The sequence below is a fragment of the Streptomyces sp. NPDC058525 genome, assembly GCF_042719495.1.
Classification (GTDB): domain Bacteria; phylum Actinomycetota; class Actinomycetes; order Streptomycetales; family Streptomycetaceae; genus Streptomyces.
The window spans coordinates 1-19,942 of record NZ_JBHXNP010000140.1 but is presented as its reverse complement, the minus strand read 5'-3'; the positions used below and the strand labels follow the sequence as shown (position 1 = coordinate 19,942).

The window sequence follows — 19,942 nt, the reverse complement described above, 5'->3', positions numbered from 1 at the left end:
CGCAAGGCGGAGGACCACAGCTTGTACTGGACGTACTTGCGTGGTCCGACAACGCGGCGAGGTGCCGTGCCGGGCGTCGCGACCCGGTGAACCTTCCCGGTCACAGCACTAGGTCGAAAGTGACGGCCCCGGCGCCCCGGTGCGCTACTCGCCGAAGGTGCCGAAGGCCGCGCGCCCCTTGGTCCGGTAGGTGTGGACGGCGATGCCGGTGGACGTCGTACGCGAGCCCGTCAGATCGAAGGCCGTCGGCAGCCCGCCGGTCGGGAACAGCCGCCGCCCCGCGCCGAGGAACACCGGGAAGACCAGCAGGTTCAGCTCGTCCACCAGGTCCCGCGCCAGCAGCCACTGCGCGAGCTGCCCGCTGCCGTGCACCTGGAGTTCCCCCTCCAGCGCGTCCTTGGCGCGGACCACCTCGCTCTGCAACTGCTCCCCGTCGATCACGGTGGCCGGCCCCCAGGCCGGCTCCTTGAGGGTCGTCGAGGCCACGTACTTCGGCAGCCTGTTCAGGTTGGCCGCGACCGGGTCGGCGGGGTCGTCGTGCCGCGGCCAGTACGAGGCGAAGATCTCGTACGTCCTGCGCCCGAGCAGGAAGGCCCCGGCCCGGTCGAAGACCTCGGTGACGAACTCCCCCATCCCCTCGTCGGCATAGGGCACCACCCAGCCGCCGTACTCGAACCCGCCGCTGGTGTCCTCCTCCGGGCCGCCGGGCGCCTGCATCACGCCGTCGACGGACAGGAAGGTGGTGAGGGTCAGCTTGCCCATGACTCTGCTCTCCCGGCTCGATCGTCCTTACGCGGATTCAGACTCCCGGGACGCCGGGAACTCATCGGTGCGGCGCGCGCGGAACGCCACGTCCGATTCCCGCCAGCGGACGGTCGCCGACTGCCATCTCATTGAAGACGCAACCAATGGGGTGCGGACGGCAGACGGAGGAGGACGGCATGGACGGCACGAACGGCTCTGTGGCACTGGTGACCGGGGGCAGCCGCGGGATCGGCGCGGCGACGGCGCTGCGACTGGCGGAGGACGGGTTCGACGTCGTGGTCACGTACGTCGAGGACGCGGCGGCGGCCGCGGAGGTGGTCGGCAAGGTCCGGGCGCTCGGGCGGCGCGGGCTGGCCGTACGGGCCGACGCGGGGGCGGCGGACGGGGGCGCGGCGGCGGTGGAGGAGGCCGTACGGGCCTTCGGGCGGCTCGACGTCCTGGTCGGCAACGCGGGGGTGGGCGTGCTCGGGCCCCTGGAGGAGCTGTCCCCGGCCGATGTGGACCGGGTGCTCGCGGTGAACGTCCGGGGCGTGTTCCTGACGGCGCGGGCCGCGGCCGGGCGGATGGGCTCCGGCGGCCGGATCATCACCGTCGGCAGCTGCATGGCCCAGCGGGTCCCGGGCCCGGGCGGCACGCTGTACGCGATGAGCAAGTCGGCGCTGACCGGGCTGACGAAGGCGCTGGCGCGGGAGCTCGGCGGGCGCGGCATCACCGCGAACCTCGTGCATCCGGGGCCGGTGGACACGGACATGAACCCGGCCGGCGGTCCGTACGCCGGGCCGCAGGCCGCGATGACGGCCCTCGGCCGGTTCGGCACCCCCCGCGAGGTGGCGGGCCTGGTGTCCTTCCTCGCGGGACCGGACGCCTCGTACATGACGGGCGCCGAGTACGCGGTGGACGGCGGGCACGCGGCGTAGCCCTCGGGCCGGGCTTGCGGGCCGCGCTCCGGAGGACCCGAAGGCCCGTAGGGGCGCACCGGCGTGCGGTGCGCCCCTACGGGGCCGGGCGCGCCCCGGGGGTGTCGGCCCCCGGGGCAGCCGGACTGCCGGACTGCCGGACTAGGCGCCCAGTTCCTGGTGGCGGGCGGCGTGCGCGGCGGCGCCGGCCTCCGTCAGGGAGCCGTGCAGGCGCAGGCGGGAGAAGCCGCCGTCCGGGAAGATGTCGATCCGGACGTGCGTGCCGACCGCCGGGGCGTCGAGCACGAAGCGGTGGTTGGTGTCGGGCTGCAGGCGGGTGCGCGGCAGGAACTCCACCCACTCGCCCTCCTCGCCGGTCTTGACGGAGAGGGAGGCCCAGCCCGCGGAGTTGCCCTTGAGGTACGCCGTGTCGATCTCGACGGCGCGGATCTCGGACTCGGCGACGAGCTGGTAGCGGATCCAGTCGTTGCCGTTGTCGCGGCGGCGGGCGGTCTCCCAGCCGTCGTCCATCTTGCGGGAGCGGCCCGGGTTGATGGTGTTGGTCGGCGGGGAGTAGAAGCGGTTGGACGCGTCCTGGACCGAGCCGCCGTTCTCGAGGGCGACGACGTCGAAGGTGCCGAGCGTGGCGAGCCACGCCGGGTCCGGGACGACCTCGCCGTACACGCGCAGGCGGGCGATGCCGCCGTCCGGGTGCTGGTTGACGCGCAGGTGCGTGAAGCGCTGCTCGGCGGTCACCTCGAAGCCGTTGGCCGCGTGGCCGCCGACCGGGGTGCGCGGGACGAGCACGGTCCACTTCACGTCGTCGGCGAGGAGCTCCTCCGGGGTCGGCGCGAGGGCGCCGTCCCAGTTGGTGCCCTCGATGGAGACGGCCTGCGGCATGTTGCCGCGGAAGTGGGCGGTGTCGACGACGATGCCGCGGATGACGCCGGGGGCGCCCAGGCGTACGAGCGCCCAGTCGTGGTCCTCGGGGGTCGGCCAGGGCTGGGTGGCGGAGACACCGCGGCGGCGGCGGGTCTCCCAGCCGTCCATGATCTTGCCCTTGTGCCCGAAGTGCTCGGGGTCGAAGTGCGCGGCCTCGGCGATGAGCAGGTTCTCGCGCTGGGCGAAGAACTCGTCGTTGGCGGCGATGACACCGGCGCCCAGCTCACGGGCGGCGAGGTTCGCGTACTGGGTGAACGGGAAGTCCGCGGTGCGGTAGTCCGCGTACGGGTCGCCGCCTCCGTACGGGTTCGCGTTACCGGTGAAAGAGGGAATCGCCACTGTCAGTTCTGCCTTTCGAGGAGGAGGCCCGTGGGCTCGGTCGGGGTGCCGTGGTCGGCGATCTGCGTGCCGCGCAGCCAGGTGGACTTCACGACGCCGTGCAGGGTCTTGCCCGCGTAGGCCGTGATCCGGTTGCGGTGGTGCAGTTCGGCCGGGTCCACAGTGAACGTTTCTTCAGGGGCGACGACGGCGAAGTCGGCGTCGCGGCCCACCTCGATCGCGCCCTTCTGCGTCAGCCCGGCGAGGGCGGCGGGGGCGGAGGACATCCAGCGCACGACGTCCTCCAGGCTGCGGCCGCGGCTGCGCGCCTCGGTCCAGATGGCGGGCAGGCCCAGCTGGAGGGAGGAGATGCCGCCCCACGCGGTCGCGAAGTCGCCGGTCTTGAGGTCCGCCGTGGAGGGCGAGTGGTCCGAGACGATGCAGTCGATGGTGCCGTCGGCGAGCGCGTCCCACAGGAGGTCCTGGTTGGCGGCCTCGCGGATGGGCGGGCAGCACTTGAACTCGGTGGCGCCGTCGGGGACTTCCTCGGCGGTGAGGGTGAGGAAGTGCGGGCAGGACTCGACGGTGATCCGGACGCCTTCGGCCTTGGCGGCGGCGATCAGCGGCAGCGCGTCGGAGGAGGACAGGTGCAGGACGTGGACGCGGGCGCCCAGCCGCTTGGCCTGGGCGATCAGGTTGGCGATCGCGGTGTTCTCGGCGTCGCGCGGCCTGGAGGCCAGGAAGTCGGCGTACTTGGGGCCCGGGTTCTGCGGCGCGGAGTCCAGGTGGTGCGGGTCCTCGGCGTGCACGATCATCAGGCCGCCGAAGCCGGTGATCTCGGCGAGGGAGGCGGCGAGCTGCTCCTGGTCGAGCTCGGGGAACTCCTCCACGCCCGAGGGCGACAGGAAGCACTTGAAGCCGTAGACGCCGGCGTCGTGCAGCGGGCGCAGATCCTTGACGTTGTCCGGCAGGGCGCCGCCCCAGAAGCCGACGTCCACGTGCGCCTTGGCCCGGGCGACCTCCTGCTTGACGCGCAGGTTGTCGGCGGTGGTGGTCGGCGGCAGGGAGTTGAGGGGCATGTCGAGGATCGTGGTGATCCCGCCGGCCGCCGCGGCGCGGGTCGCCGTCCAGAAGCCCTCCCACTCGGTGCGGCCCGGGTCGTTCACGTGGACGTGGGTGTCGACCAGGCCGGGGAGCAGGACGTCGTCACCGAAGTCCTCCAGCCGGGCTCCGGCCGGTACCTCGGCGTCGTGCGCCAGCACGGCCGTGATCTTCCCGCCGGCGACGGCCACCGAGGCGGCGCGCGTCCCCTCGGGGGTGATGACGCGCGTCGAGCGCAGTACCAGTTCCACAGCCACGTCGGACACCGGAACCTCCCCATCTACTTCCACAGAGCGAAATTCAACGTTCTGTTGACGGAGTCTTCACGGCGATCGAGAAGCAGTCAAGAGTGCCCGGACGGACCACTGACACGCCTCCACCGCAATTGGATGTTTCCACAGGATGGAATTAAGATTTCGCTATACAGAATGTAGCTACCACCACCGGGGGGCGGGAAGATACCTTCCCGAGGACGTCCGCCACCCGGACAAACCGCCTCTGACCGGCGGGGACGGCTTCGCCCCCGCACTAGGGCCGACGCCGACCGACCGGTAGGCTGCTTCCTTGCCTGCCAGCACCGAAAGGACCGCGCCGTGCCGACGTCCAGCGCCAGCACCACCGACGCTTCCGCCAAGCCCACCGCCGCCAGCGGTGGCGTCCAGTCCCTTGAGCGCGCCTTCGATCTGCTCGAACGCATGGCCGACGCCGGGGGTGAGGTCGGCCTCAGCGAACTCTCCGCGGCCAGCGGACTGCCGCTGCCCACGATCCACCGTCTCATGCGCACGCTCGTCGCATGCGGCTACGTCCGCCAGCAGCCCAACCGACGGTACTCCCTCGGCCCCCGGCTGATCCGCCTCGGCGAGTCCGCGTCGCGGCTGCTGGGCACCTGGGCCCGCCCCTACCTGGCCCGCCTGGTCGAGGAGACCGGGGAGACGGCGAACATGGCCCTGCTCGACGGCGACGAGATCGTCTACGTCGCCCAGGTGCCGTCCAAGCACTCCATGCGCATGTTCACCGAGGTCGGCCGCCGGGTGCTCCCGCACTCCACCGGCGTGGGCAAGGCGCTCCTCGCCTACACCCCCGCCGACGAGGTACGGGCCCTGCTGGCGCGCACGGGCATGCCCGCGGCGACCGAGAAGACCATCACCACGCCCGAGGGCTTCCTCGACGCGCTGGAGAAGGTCCGCAAGTCGGGCTACGCGGTCGACGACAACGAGCAGGAGATAGGAGTCCGCTGCCTCGCCGTGTCCGTGCCGAACTCGCCGACCGCCGCGGCGATCTCCATCTCGGGCCCGGCCGGCCGGGTGACCGAGGCCGTGGCCGAGTCCTTCGTGCCGATCCTGCAGGGCGTCGCCGCCGAGCTCTCGGTGGCCCTGTCCAACCAGACCCCGGCCTAGCCGACAGTCGGTAGACCGCAGGCGTGGACACGGGCGGGCGCCGCCGTTCCCGCCCCGCACTGGGCCGACTGCTGCCGGCGGTGGCGGGCCGCCCGCCGGCAGGGCAGCGTGGTGGGCAACTGCCCCGCCTCACCGCCCCGAGGTCCGCCCATGGCCCCGACCCCCCTGACGGCCCCGAGCCCGACCGGTGCCCCGCCCGGGTCCGCCGACGCGGGGAGGCGGCGGGCTCTCGTCCTCCTGGCCCCCGTAGCCGCCGCGTACGCCGTCGCCCAGCTGCTCCTCGTCGTGCCGGGCACCGGACTCGGCTGGGACGAGACCGTGTACGTCAGCCAGGTCGCGCGCGACGCTCCCGCCGCCTTCTTCAGCGCCCCGCGCGCCCGCGGCATCACCCTCCTCGTCGCCCCCGTCCAGATGCTCACCCCCTCCGTCACCGCCCTGCGGATCTACCTGGCGCTGCTGTCGTCGGCGGCGCTCCTGCTCTCCCTCTGGGCGTGGCGGCGGCTGCTCCCCGCGCCCGTGCTCGCCCTGGCCGGGGCCCTCCTCGCCGGCCTGTGGCCGACCGTGTTCTACGGTCCGCAGGCCATGCCCAACCTCTGGGTGGCCTTCGGGGCGCTCCTCGCCGTCGGCTGCTTCCTGCGGGCCGCCCGCGATCCGGGCGACCGCCTCGCGCTCGCCGGGGTCGGCGCCGGGATCGCCCTCGCCGCGCTCATGCGCCCCTCCGACGCGGTCTGGCTCGTCCTGCCGCTGGCGTGCTTCGTGCCGGCCGTGCGCGGCGGGCGGCGACCCGCGCTGCTCGCGGCGCTCGGGGCGGGGGCGCTGCTCGGAGGCGCCGAGTGGGCCGTCGAGGCCGAGCTCCGCTACGGCGGACTCCTCGCCCGGCTGCACCGCGCCGGAGAGATCCAGGGCGGGCTCGGCTGGCATCCGGCCTTCGGCGACCACCTGCGCGCCCTGGGCGGCCGTACGCTCTGCCGCCCGTGCGACGTGCCCTGGTCCGAGCCCGTCACCGCCCTGTGGTGGCTCGCCCTGCCGCTGCTCACCGCGGGCGGGCTCGTCGCCGCCTACCGCGCCGGGCGGCTGCGCCTGATCCTCGTACCCACGGTGACCGCGCTGTCCCTGGCCGCGCCGTACCTCCTGCTGGTCGGATACGCGGCACCCCGCTTCCTGCTGCCCGCGTACGCCCTGCTGGCCCTCCCGGTCGCCCTGTGCCTCGCCCGGCTGTACACCTGGGCCCGCAGCCGCCCCCTCGCCCTGGGGGTGCTCTGCCTGGCGCTCGCGGCGCATCTCGCGCTCCAGCTCGCGGTCACCGCCACGCTGGGAGCGCGCGGCAGGGCCAACCGGACGGCGTTCGCCGCCGTGGTCGCCGAACTGCACCGGCAGGGGGTACGGCCGCCCTGCGTGGTCAGCGGCTGGGAGGCCCCCCGGGTCGCGTTCCTCGCCGGGTGCGCCTCGCGCCAGGTCTACGGGGGCCACGACGGCAGCATCACGCCCGACGGGCTCGCCGCCCTGGCCCGCACCCGGCCCGCCGTCGTACTGGTGCCGGCCGCGACGCCGCCGCCCCCCTGGGCGCGGGGCTGGCGGCCGCTCCCCCTGCCGGACTTCCCCGGCCTGCGCGGCCGCCTCGCCTACCTGTCCCCTTCGGCGCGCCCCGAAGGGGACGGTTAGGCGGGAACCGAGACGGTGAGGCGGCCGTCGGCCATCGTGGCCGTGCGGTCCATCCGCTCCAGGTGGGCGTGGTCGTGGGTGACCAGGACCGTGGCCGTGGAGCGCTCGCGGGTCAGCGTGACCAGCAGGTCCAGCACGGCCGCGCCGCGCTCGTGGTCGAGCGCGCTGGTCGGCTCGTCCACCAGCAGCACGGCGGGTTCGTTCATCAGGGCGCGGGCTATGTTGACCCGCTGGCGCTGGCCGCCGGAGAGCTGGTGGGGCCGCTTGTCGGCCTTGTCCGCCAGCCCCACCGCGTCCAGCAGCTCCAGCGCGCGCCGGCGCAGCAGCCGCGCGGGGCGGCCCGAGAGGTGCGCCATGACCTGGAGCTGTTCGGCGGCGGTCAGCGAGGCCAGCAGGTTGGGCTGCTGGAAAACGATGCCGATCTTCTCCCGGCGCAGGGCCGACTTCTCGGCGGCGCTCATCCCCGCCGTGTCCCGGCCGGCCACGACCACCCGGCCGGAGTCGGGGGTGACCAGGGTGGCGGCGACGGCGAGCAGGCTGGACTTGCCGGAACCGGAGGGTCCGATCACCGCGGTCAGGGTGCCCGCGGGCACGTCCAGGCCGACCGCGTCGAGCGCGGTGAGCCGGGAGTCGCCGTCGGGGTAGGTGAGCGTGACGTCGTGGACGAGCAGGGTCATCGGGCGCTCCCGAGGGCGGTCAGCGGGTCGACGGCGGTGATCCGCCGGATGGACAGGGCCGCGCCCAGCGCACCGAGCGCGATCATCACGGCGGCCGGTACGAGCACGGTGGCGGTGTCGAGCACGAAGGGCACGTCCCCGCCGCTGATCAGCGCCCCGAAGCCGGCGGCCAGCGCAGTGCCCAGCCCGGTGCCGATCGCGAGCATCACCACGGCCTGGCCGAGGGCGTCCTTGAGGAGGTACGGGGTGGAGGCGCCCAGGGCCTTCAGGACGGCGATGTCCCCGCTGCGCTGGATGGTCCACACCGTGAAGAAGGCGCCTATCACCAGGGCCGAGATGGCGAAGAGGAAGCCGCGCATCAGCTGGAGCGAGCCGTTCTCGGCCTGGTAGGAGCCGATGGCGCCGAGGGCCTCGTCCACGGTCTGGGCCCTGGTGCCCGCGGCCGCGTCCGCTGCGGGCAGGTCGATGCCGTCGCCGGAGACCGCGAGGACGGTGGCCAGGTTCTCCAGGGAGGTGCCCGGGTTGCCGATGCGCTGCCAGTCGTTCAGGTCCATCCAGACCACCGGGGTGTAGCTGTAGGCGGCGGTGCCGGAGACCGCGGCCACGGCCAGCTCCAGCGGGCCGATCTTCAGCTTGGCCCCCGCGGTGAGGCCGCCCAGCTCCTTCGCCGCCTTCTCGGTGAGCACCACCTGGCCCTGGGTGAGGCCCGCGCCGCGCGGAGCCAGCCCCCCCGCCGGCTCCACGCCGAAGACGGACACCGCGGCGGTGCGCTCGCCCGAGGCGGCGTTGGTGGTACGGATCCCGAGCGGCTCGGCGGCCCGCACCCCGGGCCGCTCCCGCCAGGCCCGCCAGGCCTTCTCGGGCACCTGGGAGTTGGTGAAGGACACCTTCTGGTCACCGGCGGGCGCCGCGAACGCCAGGTGGGTGGCGGGCAGCCCGGTGACGGCCGAGATGTTCTCCCGGGCCAGGCCGGCGGTGAGTCCGGACAACAGGCCGACCAGCAGCGTGATCAGCAGGACCACCGAGCCCATGAGGGCGAACCGGCCCTTCGCGAACCTTAGATCTCTCCATGCGACGAACATGTCCCCCACCTTGGTCTTCCGCGTGGACACAAGGCATCGCGCCACAGTAGTGATCCTCGTATCGAAGGGCCCACCCGGACATCAAACTTTCGGTTGACCGGGGGTGCCCCGGCCCGACTTACGCTGGTCCGGCCATGACTGCTCCCCTCTCCGCCGCGTTCGCCGTCCCGCCCGCTCCCCCGGTGCCCTCCGCGTCACGCCCCCTCACGCCCGTGTCCAAGGTGCTGCGGCTGTGCCTGCACGCCCTGCTGCTGGGGCTGCTCGTACTGGCCGCCGGGCGGGCGCTGGCCGACTCGGCGCCCCTGGCCGGGTGGGTGGTCGCCGCCTGCGCGGTGCTCGCCGCCGTGTACGCGGCCGGCGTACGGGCCCCCGTGGTGCACCGCTCGCCGCGCGCCGGGGCGGTGTGGCTGGCCGCGCTGGGCGCGGCCTGGGCGGGCCTGCTGGCGGTCTCCCCCGACGGGCTGTGGATCGCCTTTCCGCTGTACTTCCTGGAGCTGCACCTGCTGCGGCTGCGCTGGGGGGTCGCGGCCGTCGCGCTGACCGCCTGCGCGGCCATCGGCGGCTTCCTCGCGCACAGCAGCGCGGCGACCCCCGGGGCGTTCCTCGGGCCGCTGCTGGGCGGCGCCGTGGCGGTGGCGACCGTACTGGGCTATCAGGCGCTGTACCGCGAGAGCGAGCGCCGCCGCGAGCTGATCGAGGAGCTCATCGCCACCCGGGCGGAACTGGCCGCGGCCGAGCGGAGCGCCGGGATCCTGGCCGAACGGGAGCGGCTCGCCCGGGAGATCCACGACACCCTGGCCCAGGGGCTGTCCTCCATCCAGCTCCTGCTGCGGGCCGCCGAACGGACCCTCTCCGAGGGTCAGGCGGGCGCTGCGGGCACGGCAGGCACGGCAGGCACGGCGGGCACTGCGGGCACTGCGGGCGCTGCGTGCCTGCCGCCCGGGCCGGCCGGGGCCGCCTCCGGAGGGCACGCGGCCGCGCTGGCGCACATCGCGCAGGCGCGCGAAGCCGCCCAGGAGAACCTCGCCGAGGCCCGCCGGTTCGTCCGCGCCCTGACACCGCCCGACCTGGAGCACGGCTCCCTGCCGGCGGCCCTGCGGCGGCTGTGCGCCGGGGCGCCCTGGCCGCGGGTGCGGTTCTCGCTGATCGGCACCCCGCGGGTGCTGCCCACCCCGTACGAGGTGGCCCTGCTGCGGATCGCGCAGTCGGCGCTGGCCAACGTGGTGCGCCACGCGCGGGCGAAGCGCGCCGAGATCACCCTGACCTTCATGGACGCCTCGGTGACGCTGGACATCGTGGACGACGGGCAGGGCTTCGACCCCCGCTCCGCGGCCGCCGCCTCCGGGGACGGCGGCTTCGGGCTGCCCGCGATGCGCTCGCGCGCCGAGACCCTGGGCGGGCTGTTCACCGTGGAGTCCGACCCCGGCCAGGGCACCGCCGTGGCCGTCACCCTGCCGCTGCCCCTGGAGGCGTCCTGATGACCATCCGGCTGCTGCTCGCGGACGACCACCCGGTGGTCCGGGCGGGACTGCGCGCGGTGCTGGACACCGAACCGGACTTCGCGGTGGTGGCCGAGGCCGCGACCGCCGAACGGGCCGTGGAGCTGGCCGCCGCAGAGCCCGTGGACGTGGTCCTGATGGACCTCCAGTTCGGGCCCGGCATGCACGGTTCGCAGGCCACCGCCCTGATCACGGCCCGGCAGGACGCGCCCCGGGTGCTGGTGCTGACCACCTACGACACGGACGCGGACATCCTGGCGGCGGTGGAGGCCGGCGCCTCGGGCTACCTGCTGAAGGACGCCCCGCCGGAGGAGCTGGCGGCGGCGGTGCGGACGGCCGCGGCGGGCCAGTCGGCGCTGGCCCCGGCGGTGGCGCTGCGGCTGATGGACCGGATGCGGACGCCCGCGGAGGCGCTGACCAAGCGGGAGCTGGAGGTGCTCCAGCTGGTCGCGGACGGCCTGTCGAACCAGCAGATCTCCAAGCGGCTCTTCCTCAGCCAGGCCACGGTCAAGTCCCACCTGGTGCACGTCTACGCCAAGCTCGGCGTCGACTCCCGCACCTCGGCGGTGGCCGCGGCCGCCACCCGCCGCCTGATCCGTACGCCGTAGCCGAACGCGTTGGCCGTACGCGTTGGCCGTACGCGTTGGCCGTACGCCTCGGCCGTACGGCTCGGCGGTCCGTTCCCCGGGCCTACGCCACCCAGTAGGGCCGCTCCACCGCCGGGGCGAGCGGGACCCCGTCGTGGAAGGCCTGCGCGAGGAGCCGGACGCCCTCGTCCAGGCGGTCCGCGGGCAGGGTGTACGGGATCCGGAGCCGGTGCTCGAAGGTGCCCGGGTCCACGCCGAACCGGGCGCCGCGGCCGATGTGCACCCCGGCCGCCGCGGCCCGTTCGGACAGCGCGGAGCTGACGGGCTCGCCGAGGTCGACCCAGAGCGAGAGCCCGCCCGGCGGGAGCTGCCAGGACCACTCCGGGGTGTGCCGCTCCAGGGAGCGGACCAGGGCCTCGCGCTGGATCCGCAGCTGCGCGAGGCGCGCGGGCAGCGACCGCTCCAGGCCCTCCATCAGCGGGAGCGCGACCAGCTGGTCGAGCACCGAGCCGGTCATGTCGGCCGAGACCCGTACGGAGGTCAGCTCGGTGATCATCTTCGCGGTGGCGCGGATCCAGCCCACCCGCAGGCCGCCCCAGTGCGTCTTGCTGAGCGAGCCGATGGTGATCACGTGCTCGGCGCCGCCGCGCGGGGCGAGCGAGGCCAGCGGCGGCGGCGCGGGCACGTCCAGCGCGATGTCGGCGATGGTCTCGTCGACGACCAGCCAGGTCCCGGTGGCCCGGGTGGCCGCGAGCAGCCGCAGCCGCTGCTCCGGCGGCATCAGCGCGCCGGTCGGATTGTGGAAGTCGGGGATCGCGTACGCCAGCCGGGGCACGGTCTGGCGCAGCGTGGACTCGGCGATCTCCATGTCCCAGCCCGCGTCGGAGACGGCCACGGACCCGGTGCGCAGCCGGGCGTGGCGCAGGGCGTCGAGGGCGTTGGCGTAGGTCGGGTTCTCGGTGACGACGCGGTCCCCGGGGCGGCAGAGCAGGCTGACGACGAGCGCGAACGCCTGCTGGGCCCCGGCCGTGACCAGGATCTGCTCGGGGCGGGTGGGCAGCCCGCGCCGGGTGAACCGCTCGGCCACGGCCGCGCGCAGGTCGGGCAGGCCGAACGGGTGGTAGCCGGGGTGCCGGGCGAGGCCGGGCAGCCGGGGCGCGGCCCAGGCGAAGGCCTCGGCGAGGCTGCCCTCCGGGGCGCCCATGGCGGCGATGGCGAGGTCGATCCCGGGGTCTCCGTCGGGCCGGCCTCCGGTGCCGCCGCCGAGGATGGGGGAGGAGCCGACCGGCAGGTGCCCGTCGGGGAGTTCGGTCCAGGTGCCGGAGCCGCGGCGGCTGCGGACGTAGCCGCTCTCGCGCAGCAGGTCGTAGGCGCCGGTGACGGTGGCCCGGCTGGCGCCGACCGCTTCGGCGAGCTCGCGCTCGGCGGGCAGCCGTACGTGCAGGGCGACGCGGCCGTCGAGGATCAGCGTCCGCACGGCGTCGGCGAGTGCCCGGTAGCCGGGGCGGGCCAGTACCTCGGCGGGGAGCAGGGCCGCGAGCTGGCGGCTGCCGATGGTTCTGTCCGCTGTCTGGACCACTCGCCCGTTCGCCATGCCAACCTCCCCTGATTGGCTCTGACGGCCAGGCCAATCGAGGTCCAGACTCGCCGTATTGGCCCCCGATTGGCAAGGAGAAGCGTGATGCTGACCGACCGTGACGAACGAGCCCTGCTGGCTGCCGCCGAGAACCGGATCGCCGAGCCGCTGCGGATCGGGGCCGCGCTGGCCGCCGTACGGCGCTCCCTGAGGCGGCGTGCCCCGCACTCCGTGCGGGAGCGAGAATCGGTGGCATGTCAGCCGATTCCCACGCCGCACCCCACGCCGCTTCCCACGCCACCGCCCCCTCCGGCTCCCGCCCCGACCCCGACCCCGGTCCCGACGCCGGTCCTCCGGTGATCGCGGGCCTGCTCCTGGCGGCGGGCGGCGGCCGCCGGCTGGGCGGGCGGCCCAAGGCCCTGCTGTCCTACCGCGGCCGCCCGCTGGTGGAGAACGCCGTACGGGTGCTGCGCGAGGCGGGCTGCGGGCCCGTGCACGTGGTGCTCGGCGCCTCGGCGGCCGAGGTCCGCGAGCGCGCGGACCTGGCCGGCTGCGTGGTCGTGGACAACCCCGACTGGGCGCAGGGCATGGGCTCCTCGCTGCGGGCCGGCCTCGCCTCCCTGGCCGGTACGGGCGCCCGCGCGGCCCTGGTCTCGCTGGTGGACCAGCCGGGCATCGGTCCGGCGGCCGTGGCCCGGGTGCGGGAGGCCTACCGGTCCCCCGCGAGCCTGGTGGCCGCGGCGTACGACGGGGAGCGCGGCCATCCGGTGCTGTTCGGCGCGGACCGGTGGGCGGACATCGCGGAAACGGCCACGGATGACAAAGGTGCGCGTGTCCACCTGACACAGCACGCGACGGAGCTCACTCTGGTGGAGTGCGCGGATGTGGCCGAGCCCTTCGACATCGACGTGCCCGCCGATCTGGCGCGGCTCGAGCGGGACTGAAGCGCGTTCGGGCAGCGCAGGGTGTGACGACTGTGGCACTGAGCGCCATCCCCCGGGCAAAATCTGTCGACCAAGAGAATCTCGATATCAACAAACCATTGAACTTCCACCATGAGGAAATTACTATCCACTGGTCAGAAGCGCCCTGAACCCCCAGACGGCGCCCGCGACCGTATTTGGAACTCTCCACACTCGACGGCACTCCGTGCCGTCCGCGCGCGAGCATTCCCCCGCGGCCGCCAGGCACCGCCGCTGCAAGGAGTGACAGATATGTCCGCACCAGCGCCGTCATCGCTGGCCATCGTCGATGCCGAACCCCTGCCCCGACAGGACGAAGTCCTCACGGAAGCGGCGCTGGCCTTCGTCGCCGAGCTGCACGCGCGGTTCGCCCCGCGCCGGGCCGAGCTCCTCGCCCGCCGCGGCGAGCGACGCGCCGAGATCGCCCGCACCTCCACGCTCGACTTCCTCCCGGAGACCGCACAGATCCGCGCGGGCGACTGGAAGGTCGCGCCGGCCCCGGCCGCGCTGAACGACCGCCGCGTGGAGATCACCGGCCCGACGGACCGCAAGATGACCATCAACGCCCTGAACTCGGGCGCCAAGGTCTGGCTCGCCGACTTCGAGGACGCCTCGGCCCCCACGTGGGAGAACGTCGTCCTCGGCCAGCTCAACCTGATCGACGCCTACGAGCGCCGCATCGACTTCACCGACCCGCGCACCGGCAAGGCGTACGCGCTGGCCCCCGCCGAGCAGCTCGCCACCGTCGTGATGCGGCCGCGCGGCTGGCACCTCGAAGAGCGCCACCTCGAGTTCGAGGGCGGCCCGGCCTCCGGCTCGCTGGTCGACTTCGGCCTGTACTTCTTCCACAACGCGAAGCGCCTGATCGACCTCGGCAAGGGCCCGTACTTCTACCTGCCGAAGACGGAGTCGCACCTGGAGGCGCGCCTCTGGAACGAGATCTTCGTCTTCGCCCAGGACTACGTCGGCATCCCGCAGGGCACCGTCCGCGCGACCGTCCTGATCGAGACGATCACGGCCGCCTACGAGATGGAAGAGATCCTCTTCGAGCTCAAGGACCACGCCGCGGGCCTGAACGCCGGCCGCTGGGACTACCTCTTCTCCATCGTCAAGAACTTCCGTGACGGCGGCGAGAAGTTCGTCCTGCCGGACCGCAACGCGGTCACGATGACCGCCCCGTTCATGCGGGCGTACACCGAACTCCTGGTCCGCACCTGCCACAAGCGCGGCGCGCACGCCATCGGCGGCATGGCGGCCTTCATCCCGTCCCGCAAGGACGCCGAGGCCAACAAGATCGCCTTCGAGAAGGTCAAGGCCGACAAGGACCGCGAGGCCGGCGACGGCTTCGACGGCTCCTGGGTCGCCCACCCCGACCTGGTCCCGATCGCGATGGCCTCCTTCGACGCGGTGCTCGGCGACAAGCCGAACCAGAAGGAGCGGCTGCGCGAGGACGTCTCGGTGGCCCCGGGCGAGCTCATCGCGATCGACTCGCTGGACGCCAAGCCCACGTACGACGGCCTGCGCAACGCCGTCCAGGTCGGCATCCGGTACATCGAGGCCTGGCTCCGCGGCCACGGCGCCGTCGGCATCTTCGGCCTGATGGAGGACGCGGCCACCGCCGAGATCTCCCGCTCGCAGATCTGGCAGTGGATCAACGCCGGCGTCGTCTTCGAGAACGGCAAGACGGCCACCGCCGAGCTGACCCGCACCATCGCGGCCGAGGAACTGACCGCGCTGCGCGCCGAGCTCGGCGAGGAGGCCTTCGCGGCCGGGAAGTGGCAGCAGGCCCACGACCTCCTGCTCCAGGTCTCCCTGGACGCGGACTACGCGGACTTCCTCACCCTCCCCGCGTACGACCAGCTGGTCGGCTGAACGACTGGATTCGACTGAAACGCACAGCAGTCGAACGCAGCCGCCTCCGCCCCCGTCGCCTTCACGGCGCCGGGGGCGGAGGCGTTTTCCGGGGCGTTCTTCGGGCCCCTTCCGGGGCGTTTTCCGCCGCGCTTTACGGGCCTGGAGCCGAACGACCGGTCGGTCGTTACTCGTTCGTAACATGACTGTACCTAGCGGTAACAAGTGGGGCCGTGTCACCTTTCCGATGCCACCGGCCGGCGGTAACCCCCACTTCCCCAGCCATGCGCCGGAGTTGTTCCCGGATCCCGCATGTCCGACCGCAGGAGTTCCGCAGTGATCGGATTCCGCACCGTCAGCAAGGACCGGGCCGGCAGTCGTGTGCGACGACTGGCCGGAGCCGGAATGGTTCTGCCGCTCGCCGTCGGCGCACTGATGGCCGCCGGCGCCGGCACCTCCGCCGCCAGCCCCGGCACCGGGCCCACCGCCGTGGTCTCCATGGGCGACAGCTACATCTCCGGGGAGGCCGGCCGCTGGAAGGGCAACAGCCTGACCAACACCGGCAACCGGACCGGGACCGACCGGGGCTGGGTCAGCGGCAGCAGCTACGATCCCGGCAAGGTCTACGGGACCACCGCGGGCGGCTGCCACCGCTCCGACTCCGCCGAGGTGCGCAGCGCCGGGCCGATCGCGGATGTGGCGGTCAACCTGGCCTGCTCCGGGGCCACGTCGCAGAACGTGTTCCGCGCCTCCAACGGCGGGGTGGCCTTCAAGGGGGAGGCCCCGCAGGCCGATCAGCTCGCCGCGGTGGCCGCGAGCCACGACGTCAAGGTCATCGCCCTGTCCATCGGCGGCAACGACCTCGGCTTCGCCGACATCATCAAGGACTGCGCGTACGACTTCATCATCTGGAACTCGTACTGCCACGACGACCAGCAGTACGGCGTCGACCAGAAGATCGACGCCGTGATGGGAGCCGTCGGCAAGTCCGTGGACGAGATCCGGGCCGTGATGCGCGGCGCCGGGTACGCCGACTCCTCCTACCGGATCGTGCTGCAGTCCTATCCGTCGCCGATCCCGCGCGGCGCGGAGAACCGGTACACGCAGAGCGACTGGAGCCGCCTCAACACCGGCGGGTGCCCCTTCTGGAACCGGGACTCGGACTGGGCGCGGGACTCGCTCGTCCCGCAGATCGCGAACCGCATCAAGGGGGTCGCCGCGGCCAAGGGCGTGCAGTTCCTGGACCTGCGGGACATGCTCCAGGGGCGGGAGGTGTGCGCCAAGGCGAGCAAGCACGTGACCGCGTCGGCGCCGGCCTCGGCGAAGACGAGCGAATGGGCGCGCTGGATCGACAACAACGAGTCGCAGGGCCTGATCCAGGAGTCCATGCACCCGAACTACTTCGGCCAGCTGGCCGCGGGCCGCTGCCTGGCCCTGGTCGTGGCGCAGCCCGCCGCGTCCGGCTTCGGCTGCAAGAACACCGCGGGCGCCGACCAGACGGGCACGTTCCTCACGCCGGCGCCCTAGGGCCGGCGCGTCTGCGTCTCTCCGGCGTACGGGGCCCCGCCATTGGGCAGGGCCGCGTACGCCTCAGGGGCCGCCGCTCAGCACGGACAGGATGTTGCCCGCCGGGTCCTTGAACCAGGCGATGGTGGGCATGCCCTCGTCGCCGTGCACAATGCCCTTGGCGTCCGCCTCGAAGCCGTCGTAGCGCTCGAAGGCGACACCGCGGGCGGTGAGCTCGTCGACGGCCCGTTCGACGTCGTCCACCGGGAAGTTCAAGATCGTGTAGGTCGCGGGCCGGTGGTCCTCCTTCGGGTAGACCAAGACCGTGGTGCCGCCCGCGAGGTCCAGGCGGAGCAGGCCCATCACCTCGTCCTGCGAGACGCTCAGGCCCAGGGTCGAGCCGTAGAACTCCTTGGCCCGCTCCAGGTCGTCGACCGCGAATCCGCTGAATGCCCTGCTTTCTTCGAACATGGCCGTTCCTTCGGTCCGGGGCACCCCGCTTCCCATGGTCCCTCCGGGACGGCCGGACGTCGATTCCGCGCGGCCCGGCCCCGGGAAAACGGGGTGATCGCCGCGCGGGGTGGTGGCATCCTCGGGCCCATGGCAGCCCGCACCGCACGCCCCAGCCTGTACATCTCCGTCGACATCGAGGCCGACGGACCCATTCCCGGACCGTATTCGATGATCAGCTTCGGGGCCGCGGTCGCGGGCCGGCAGGACGGGGCCTCGTATACGGCCGCCGATCCCGAACAGCTCACCTTCTACCGGGAGTTGCGCCCCATCAGCGAGGAGTTCGTGCCCGAGGCGCTGGCGGTGAGCGGGCTGGACCGCGACCGGCTGCTGCGGGAGGGCGCCGATCCGGCGGTGGCCATGGCCGAGTTCCGGGCCTGGGTACGGGAGGTGTCCGCGGGGGCACAGCCGGTGATGTGCGGCTATCCGGCCTCCTTCGACTGGACCTTCCTGTACTGGTACCTGATCCGCTTCGGCACGGACAGCCCCTTCGGCCACTCCGGGTGCCTGGACATGAAGACGCTCTACGCGACGAAGGCGCGGGTGCCGCTGCGGGCCGCCGTGAAGGGCCGGATGCCGCGCGCCCTGCTGTCGCGGCGCCCCCACACGCACCACGCGCTGGACGACGCGATCGAACAGGCCGAGCTGATGAGCAATCTGATGCTGTGGACTCCCCCGGCGCCCGAACCGGTACCGGCAGGGGAGCACTCGACCTGCTGACCGGGGGGCGCGAACGGCGGCGCGCACGCCACACCCGCAGTGGGTGGCGTGCGCGCCGCCGTGGCACGTCCGGCCGGGGGCCGGGCGTCAGTGGGCCGGTACCGGGTCCGGCGCGGCCGCCGAGGCCGCGCCCTTCCTGGCGCCGAGGTGGTTGAAGGCCAGGTTGAGCAGGATCGCCACCACGCAGCCGGTGCTGATGCCGGAGTCGAGGACGACGAGCAGGTCCTTCGGGAAGGCGTGGTAGAACTGCGGCGCGGCGATCGGGATCAGGCCGATGCCGACCGAGGCGGCGACGATCAGGGCGTTCTCGCCCTTCTCCATGGCGGCGCCGGCCAGGGTCTGGATGCCGCTCGCCGCGACCGAGCCGAAGAGCACGATGCCGGCGCCGCCGAGGACCGGCAGCGGGACCACGCCGATGACGGAGGCGGCCATCGGGCACAGGCCGAGCAGGATCAGGATGCCGCCGCCCGCGGCGACCACGAACCGGCTGCGGACCTTGGTCATGGCGACCAGCCCGATGTTCTGGGCGAAGGCGCTGCACATGAAGCCGTTGAACAGCGGGCTGATCGCGCTGCCGAGGGTGTCGGCGCGCAGGCCCCCCTCGATGGTCTTCGCGTCCGCCGGACGGCCGACGATCTTGCCGAGGGCCAGGATGTCGGCGGTGGACTCGGTCATGCAGACGAGCATGACGATGCACATCGAGATGATCGCGGCGACCTGGAACTGCGGGGCGCCGAAGTGGAACGGGGTGGGGAAGCCGATCAGCGAGGCGTTCTTGACGGCGTCGAAGCTGGTCATGCCGAGCGGCAGGGCGATCAGCGTGCCCGCGACCAGGCCGAGCAGGATCGATATCTGCTGGAGGAAGCCGCGCAGGAACTTGCGCATCAGCAGCACGATGACCAGGGTGGCGGCGGCCATGCCGATGTTCTGCATCGAGCCGTAGCCGGGGGCGGTGCTGTTCCCGCCCTGCGACCAGTTGAAGGCGACGGGCAGGAGCGAGACGCCGATCAGGGTGATGACCGTGCCCGTCACGACCGGCGGGAAGAAGCGGACGAGTTTGCCGAAGTAGGGGGCGGCGAAGAAGCCGATGACTCCGGCGACGATGATCGCGCCGAAGATGATGGGGATGGCGTTGTCCCCCTCCCCCTTGCCGATCGCGATCATCGGTGTCACACCGGCGAAGGACACGCCGTTGACGAAGGGGAGTTTGGCGCCGATCTTCCAGAACCCGAGGGTCTGGAGGAGGGTGGCGAGGCCCGCCGTGAAGAGCGAGGCGCCCATCAGGAAGGCGGTCTCGGTGGCCGAGAGGCCGACGGCCGGCCCGACGATCATGGGTGGCGCGACGACACCCGCGTACATGGCGGCCACGTGCTGGAGGCCGCTGGTGAACATCTTCAGCGGCGGCAGGGTCTCGTCGACCGGGTGCTTCTCCCCGGAGACCTGCGGTATTGCGACTGCGTCTGCGTCTTTGCGAAACCTGGGCGACTGGGCCACGGCTTCCTCCGGTCGGGTAACACGTCGGCAGGGACGTGGGTGTCTTGGAGGTGGTGCGAAAGCGGTGCGAGTCGAGCTGTATGGAGTTGTGGGTACTGCGCGTCCTTGTCCCAAGGGGTGCAGAAACGATTCGCCCAAACCGTTCCGCGAGTGTTTTCGCGCATGGCGAAGCCAGTGGCACGAGTCACCGCCCCCGGGGGCGCCTTCGGATGTCCTCAGGCGCTTCCCGGGAACGGCTGCCGCGGACCCCGCTCGGGTCCGCGGCCCGGCCGGCCGGGGGCCGGCCCCCCCCCCCGGCGACTTGGGGGCCCCCCCCACCCGGGGGCCGGGGGAGCGTGAGGCCGGCGCGGCGGAACCCGCGGGGCGCGGGGGCGCGAGCCGCCGGGACCCCCCCCAG

At 73.1% G+C, this 19,942-nt stretch carries 17 protein-coding genes; 9 read left to right on the top strand and 8 right to left on the bottom strand.

Features of this window, described 5'->3' with window-relative positions; all coding sequences use genetic code 11:
• Positions 1 to 144 precede the first annotated feature (144 nt).
• Complete coding sequence (locus ACFWP3_RS38540) at positions 145 to 762, bottom strand: dihydrofolate reductase family protein (RefSeq protein ID WP_384230849.1); 618 nt, start codon at positions 760 to 762, stop codon at positions 145 to 147.
• Positions 763 to 941: 179 nt separating this feature from the next.
• Here ACFWP3_RS38540 and ACFWP3_RS38535 point away from each other — a divergent pair, with 179 nt between their 5' ends.
• Positions 942 to 1,682, top strand: a complete 741-nt coding sequence (locus ACFWP3_RS38535; protein ID WP_384230846.1) for an SDR family NAD(P)-dependent oxidoreductase — start codon at positions 942 to 944, stop codon at positions 1,680 to 1,682.
• A 141-nt stretch (positions 1,683 to 1,823) separates the two neighbouring features.
• Here the strand turns inward: ACFWP3_RS38535 and alc are convergent, their stop codons facing one another.
• Both alc and allB read right to left on the bottom strand, forming a co-directional pair.
• Positions 1,824 to 2,942: an allantoicase gene (gene alc / locus ACFWP3_RS38530; protein WP_384230844.1), complete on the bottom strand. Its 1,119-nt coding sequence runs from the start codon at positions 2,940 to 2,942 to the stop codon at positions 1,824 to 1,826.
• Positions 2,943 to 2,944: 2 nt separating this feature from the next.
• Positions 2,945 to 4,279 carry an allantoinase AllB gene (allB, locus tag ACFWP3_RS38525; protein WP_384230851.1) on the bottom strand — a complete coding sequence of 445 codons (1,335 nt, stop codon included), beginning with the start codon at positions 4,277 to 4,279 and terminating at the stop codon, positions 2,945 to 2,947.
• Positions 4,280 to 4,615: 336 nt separating this feature from the next.
• Here allB and ACFWP3_RS38520 point away from each other — a divergent pair, with 336 nt between their 5' ends.
• Complete coding sequence (locus tag ACFWP3_RS38520) at positions 4,616 to 5,419, top strand: IclR family transcriptional regulator (RefSeq protein WP_384230841.1); 804 nt, start codon at positions 4,616 to 4,618, stop codon at positions 5,417 to 5,419.
• A 150-nt stretch (positions 5,420 to 5,569) separates the two neighbouring features.
• Positions 5,570 to 7,081, top strand: a complete 1,512-nt coding sequence (locus tag ACFWP3_RS38515; protein ID WP_384230839.1) for a hypothetical protein — start codon at positions 5,570 to 5,572, stop codon at positions 7,079 to 7,081.
• On the opposite strand, the gene ACFWP3_RS38510 is transcribed toward ACFWP3_RS38515, so the two are convergent.
• A complete protein-coding gene (locus ACFWP3_RS38510; protein WP_384230836.1) occupies positions 7,078 to 7,758 on the bottom strand; it encodes an ABC transporter ATP-binding protein in 681 nt (226 codons plus the stop codon). The genes ACFWP3_RS38515 and ACFWP3_RS38510 overlap by 4 nt on opposite strands.
• On the bottom strand, positions 7,755 to 8,840 hold the full coding sequence (locus ACFWP3_RS38505; protein WP_384230834.1) for an ABC transporter permease: 1,086 nt from the start codon (positions 8,838 to 8,840) through the stop codon (positions 7,755 to 7,757). Before ACFWP3_RS38505 ends, ACFWP3_RS38510 begins: the two co-directional genes overlap by 4 nt.
• A gap of 134 nt (positions 8,841 to 8,974) precedes the next feature.
• On the opposite strand from ACFWP3_RS38505, the gene ACFWP3_RS38500 reads away from it, so the two are divergent.
• On the top strand, positions 8,975 to 10,318 hold the full coding sequence (locus tag ACFWP3_RS38500; protein ID WP_384230831.1) for a sensor histidine kinase: 1,344 nt from the start codon (positions 8,975 to 8,977) through the stop codon (positions 10,316 to 10,318).
• Positions 10,318 to 10,947, top strand: a complete 630-nt coding sequence (locus tag ACFWP3_RS38495; protein WP_384230828.1) for a response regulator — start codon at positions 10,318 to 10,320, stop codon at positions 10,945 to 10,947. The genes ACFWP3_RS38500 and ACFWP3_RS38495 overlap by 1 nt, the downstream gene beginning before the upstream one ends.
• A gap of 82 nt (positions 10,948 to 11,029) precedes the next feature.
• Here ACFWP3_RS38495 and ACFWP3_RS38490 read toward each other — a convergent pair whose 3' ends face one another.
• Entirely contained in the window at positions 11,030 to 12,520 is a 1,491-nt protein-coding gene (locus ACFWP3_RS38490; protein ID WP_384230825.1) for a PLP-dependent aminotransferase family protein, read from the bottom strand.
• A 236-nt stretch (positions 12,521 to 12,756) separates the two neighbouring features.
• On the opposite strand from ACFWP3_RS38490, the gene ACFWP3_RS38485 reads away from it, so the two are divergent.
• The 3 genes from ACFWP3_RS38485 (at position 12,757) to ACFWP3_RS38475 (ending at position 16,842) form a co-directional block, all read left to right on the top strand.
• Entirely contained in the window at positions 12,757 to 13,446 is a 690-nt protein-coding gene (locus ACFWP3_RS38485; RefSeq protein WP_384230823.1) for an NTP transferase domain-containing protein, read from the top strand.
• 270 nt (positions 13,447 to 13,716) lie between these two features.
• Positions 13,717 to 15,336, top strand: coding sequence for a malate synthase A (gene aceB / locus ACFWP3_RS38480; protein WP_384230820.1), 1,620 nt, complete (start codon positions 13,717 to 13,719; stop codon positions 15,334 to 15,336).
• 315 nt (positions 15,337 to 15,651) lie between these two features.
• On the top strand, positions 15,652 to 16,842 hold the full coding sequence (locus ACFWP3_RS38475; protein ID WP_384230818.1) for a GDSL-type esterase/lipase family protein: 1,191 nt from the start codon (positions 15,652 to 15,654) through the stop codon (positions 16,840 to 16,842).
• A 63-nt stretch (positions 16,843 to 16,905) separates the two neighbouring features.
• On the opposite strand, the gene ACFWP3_RS38470 is transcribed toward ACFWP3_RS38475, so the two are convergent.
• Positions 16,906 to 17,292: a VOC family protein gene (locus ACFWP3_RS38470; RefSeq protein ID WP_384230816.1), complete on the bottom strand. Its 387-nt coding sequence runs from the start codon at positions 17,290 to 17,292 to the stop codon at positions 16,906 to 16,908.
• A 129-nt stretch (positions 17,293 to 17,421) separates the two neighbouring features.
• Here ACFWP3_RS38470 and ACFWP3_RS38465 point away from each other — a divergent pair, with 129 nt between their 5' ends.
• On the top strand, positions 17,422 to 18,051 hold the full coding sequence (locus tag ACFWP3_RS38465) for a 3'-5' exoribonuclease domain-containing protein (RefSeq protein ID WP_384230814.1): 630 nt from the start codon (positions 17,422 to 17,424) through the stop codon (positions 18,049 to 18,051).
• 87 nt (positions 18,052 to 18,138) lie between these two features.
• Here ACFWP3_RS38465 and ACFWP3_RS38460 read toward each other — a convergent pair whose 3' ends face one another.
• Complete coding sequence (locus ACFWP3_RS38460) at positions 18,139 to 19,545, bottom strand: nucleobase:cation symporter-2 family protein (protein ID WP_384230812.1); 1,407 nt, start codon at positions 19,543 to 19,545, stop codon at positions 18,139 to 18,141.
• Positions 19,546 to 19,942: the final 397 nt, after the last annotated feature.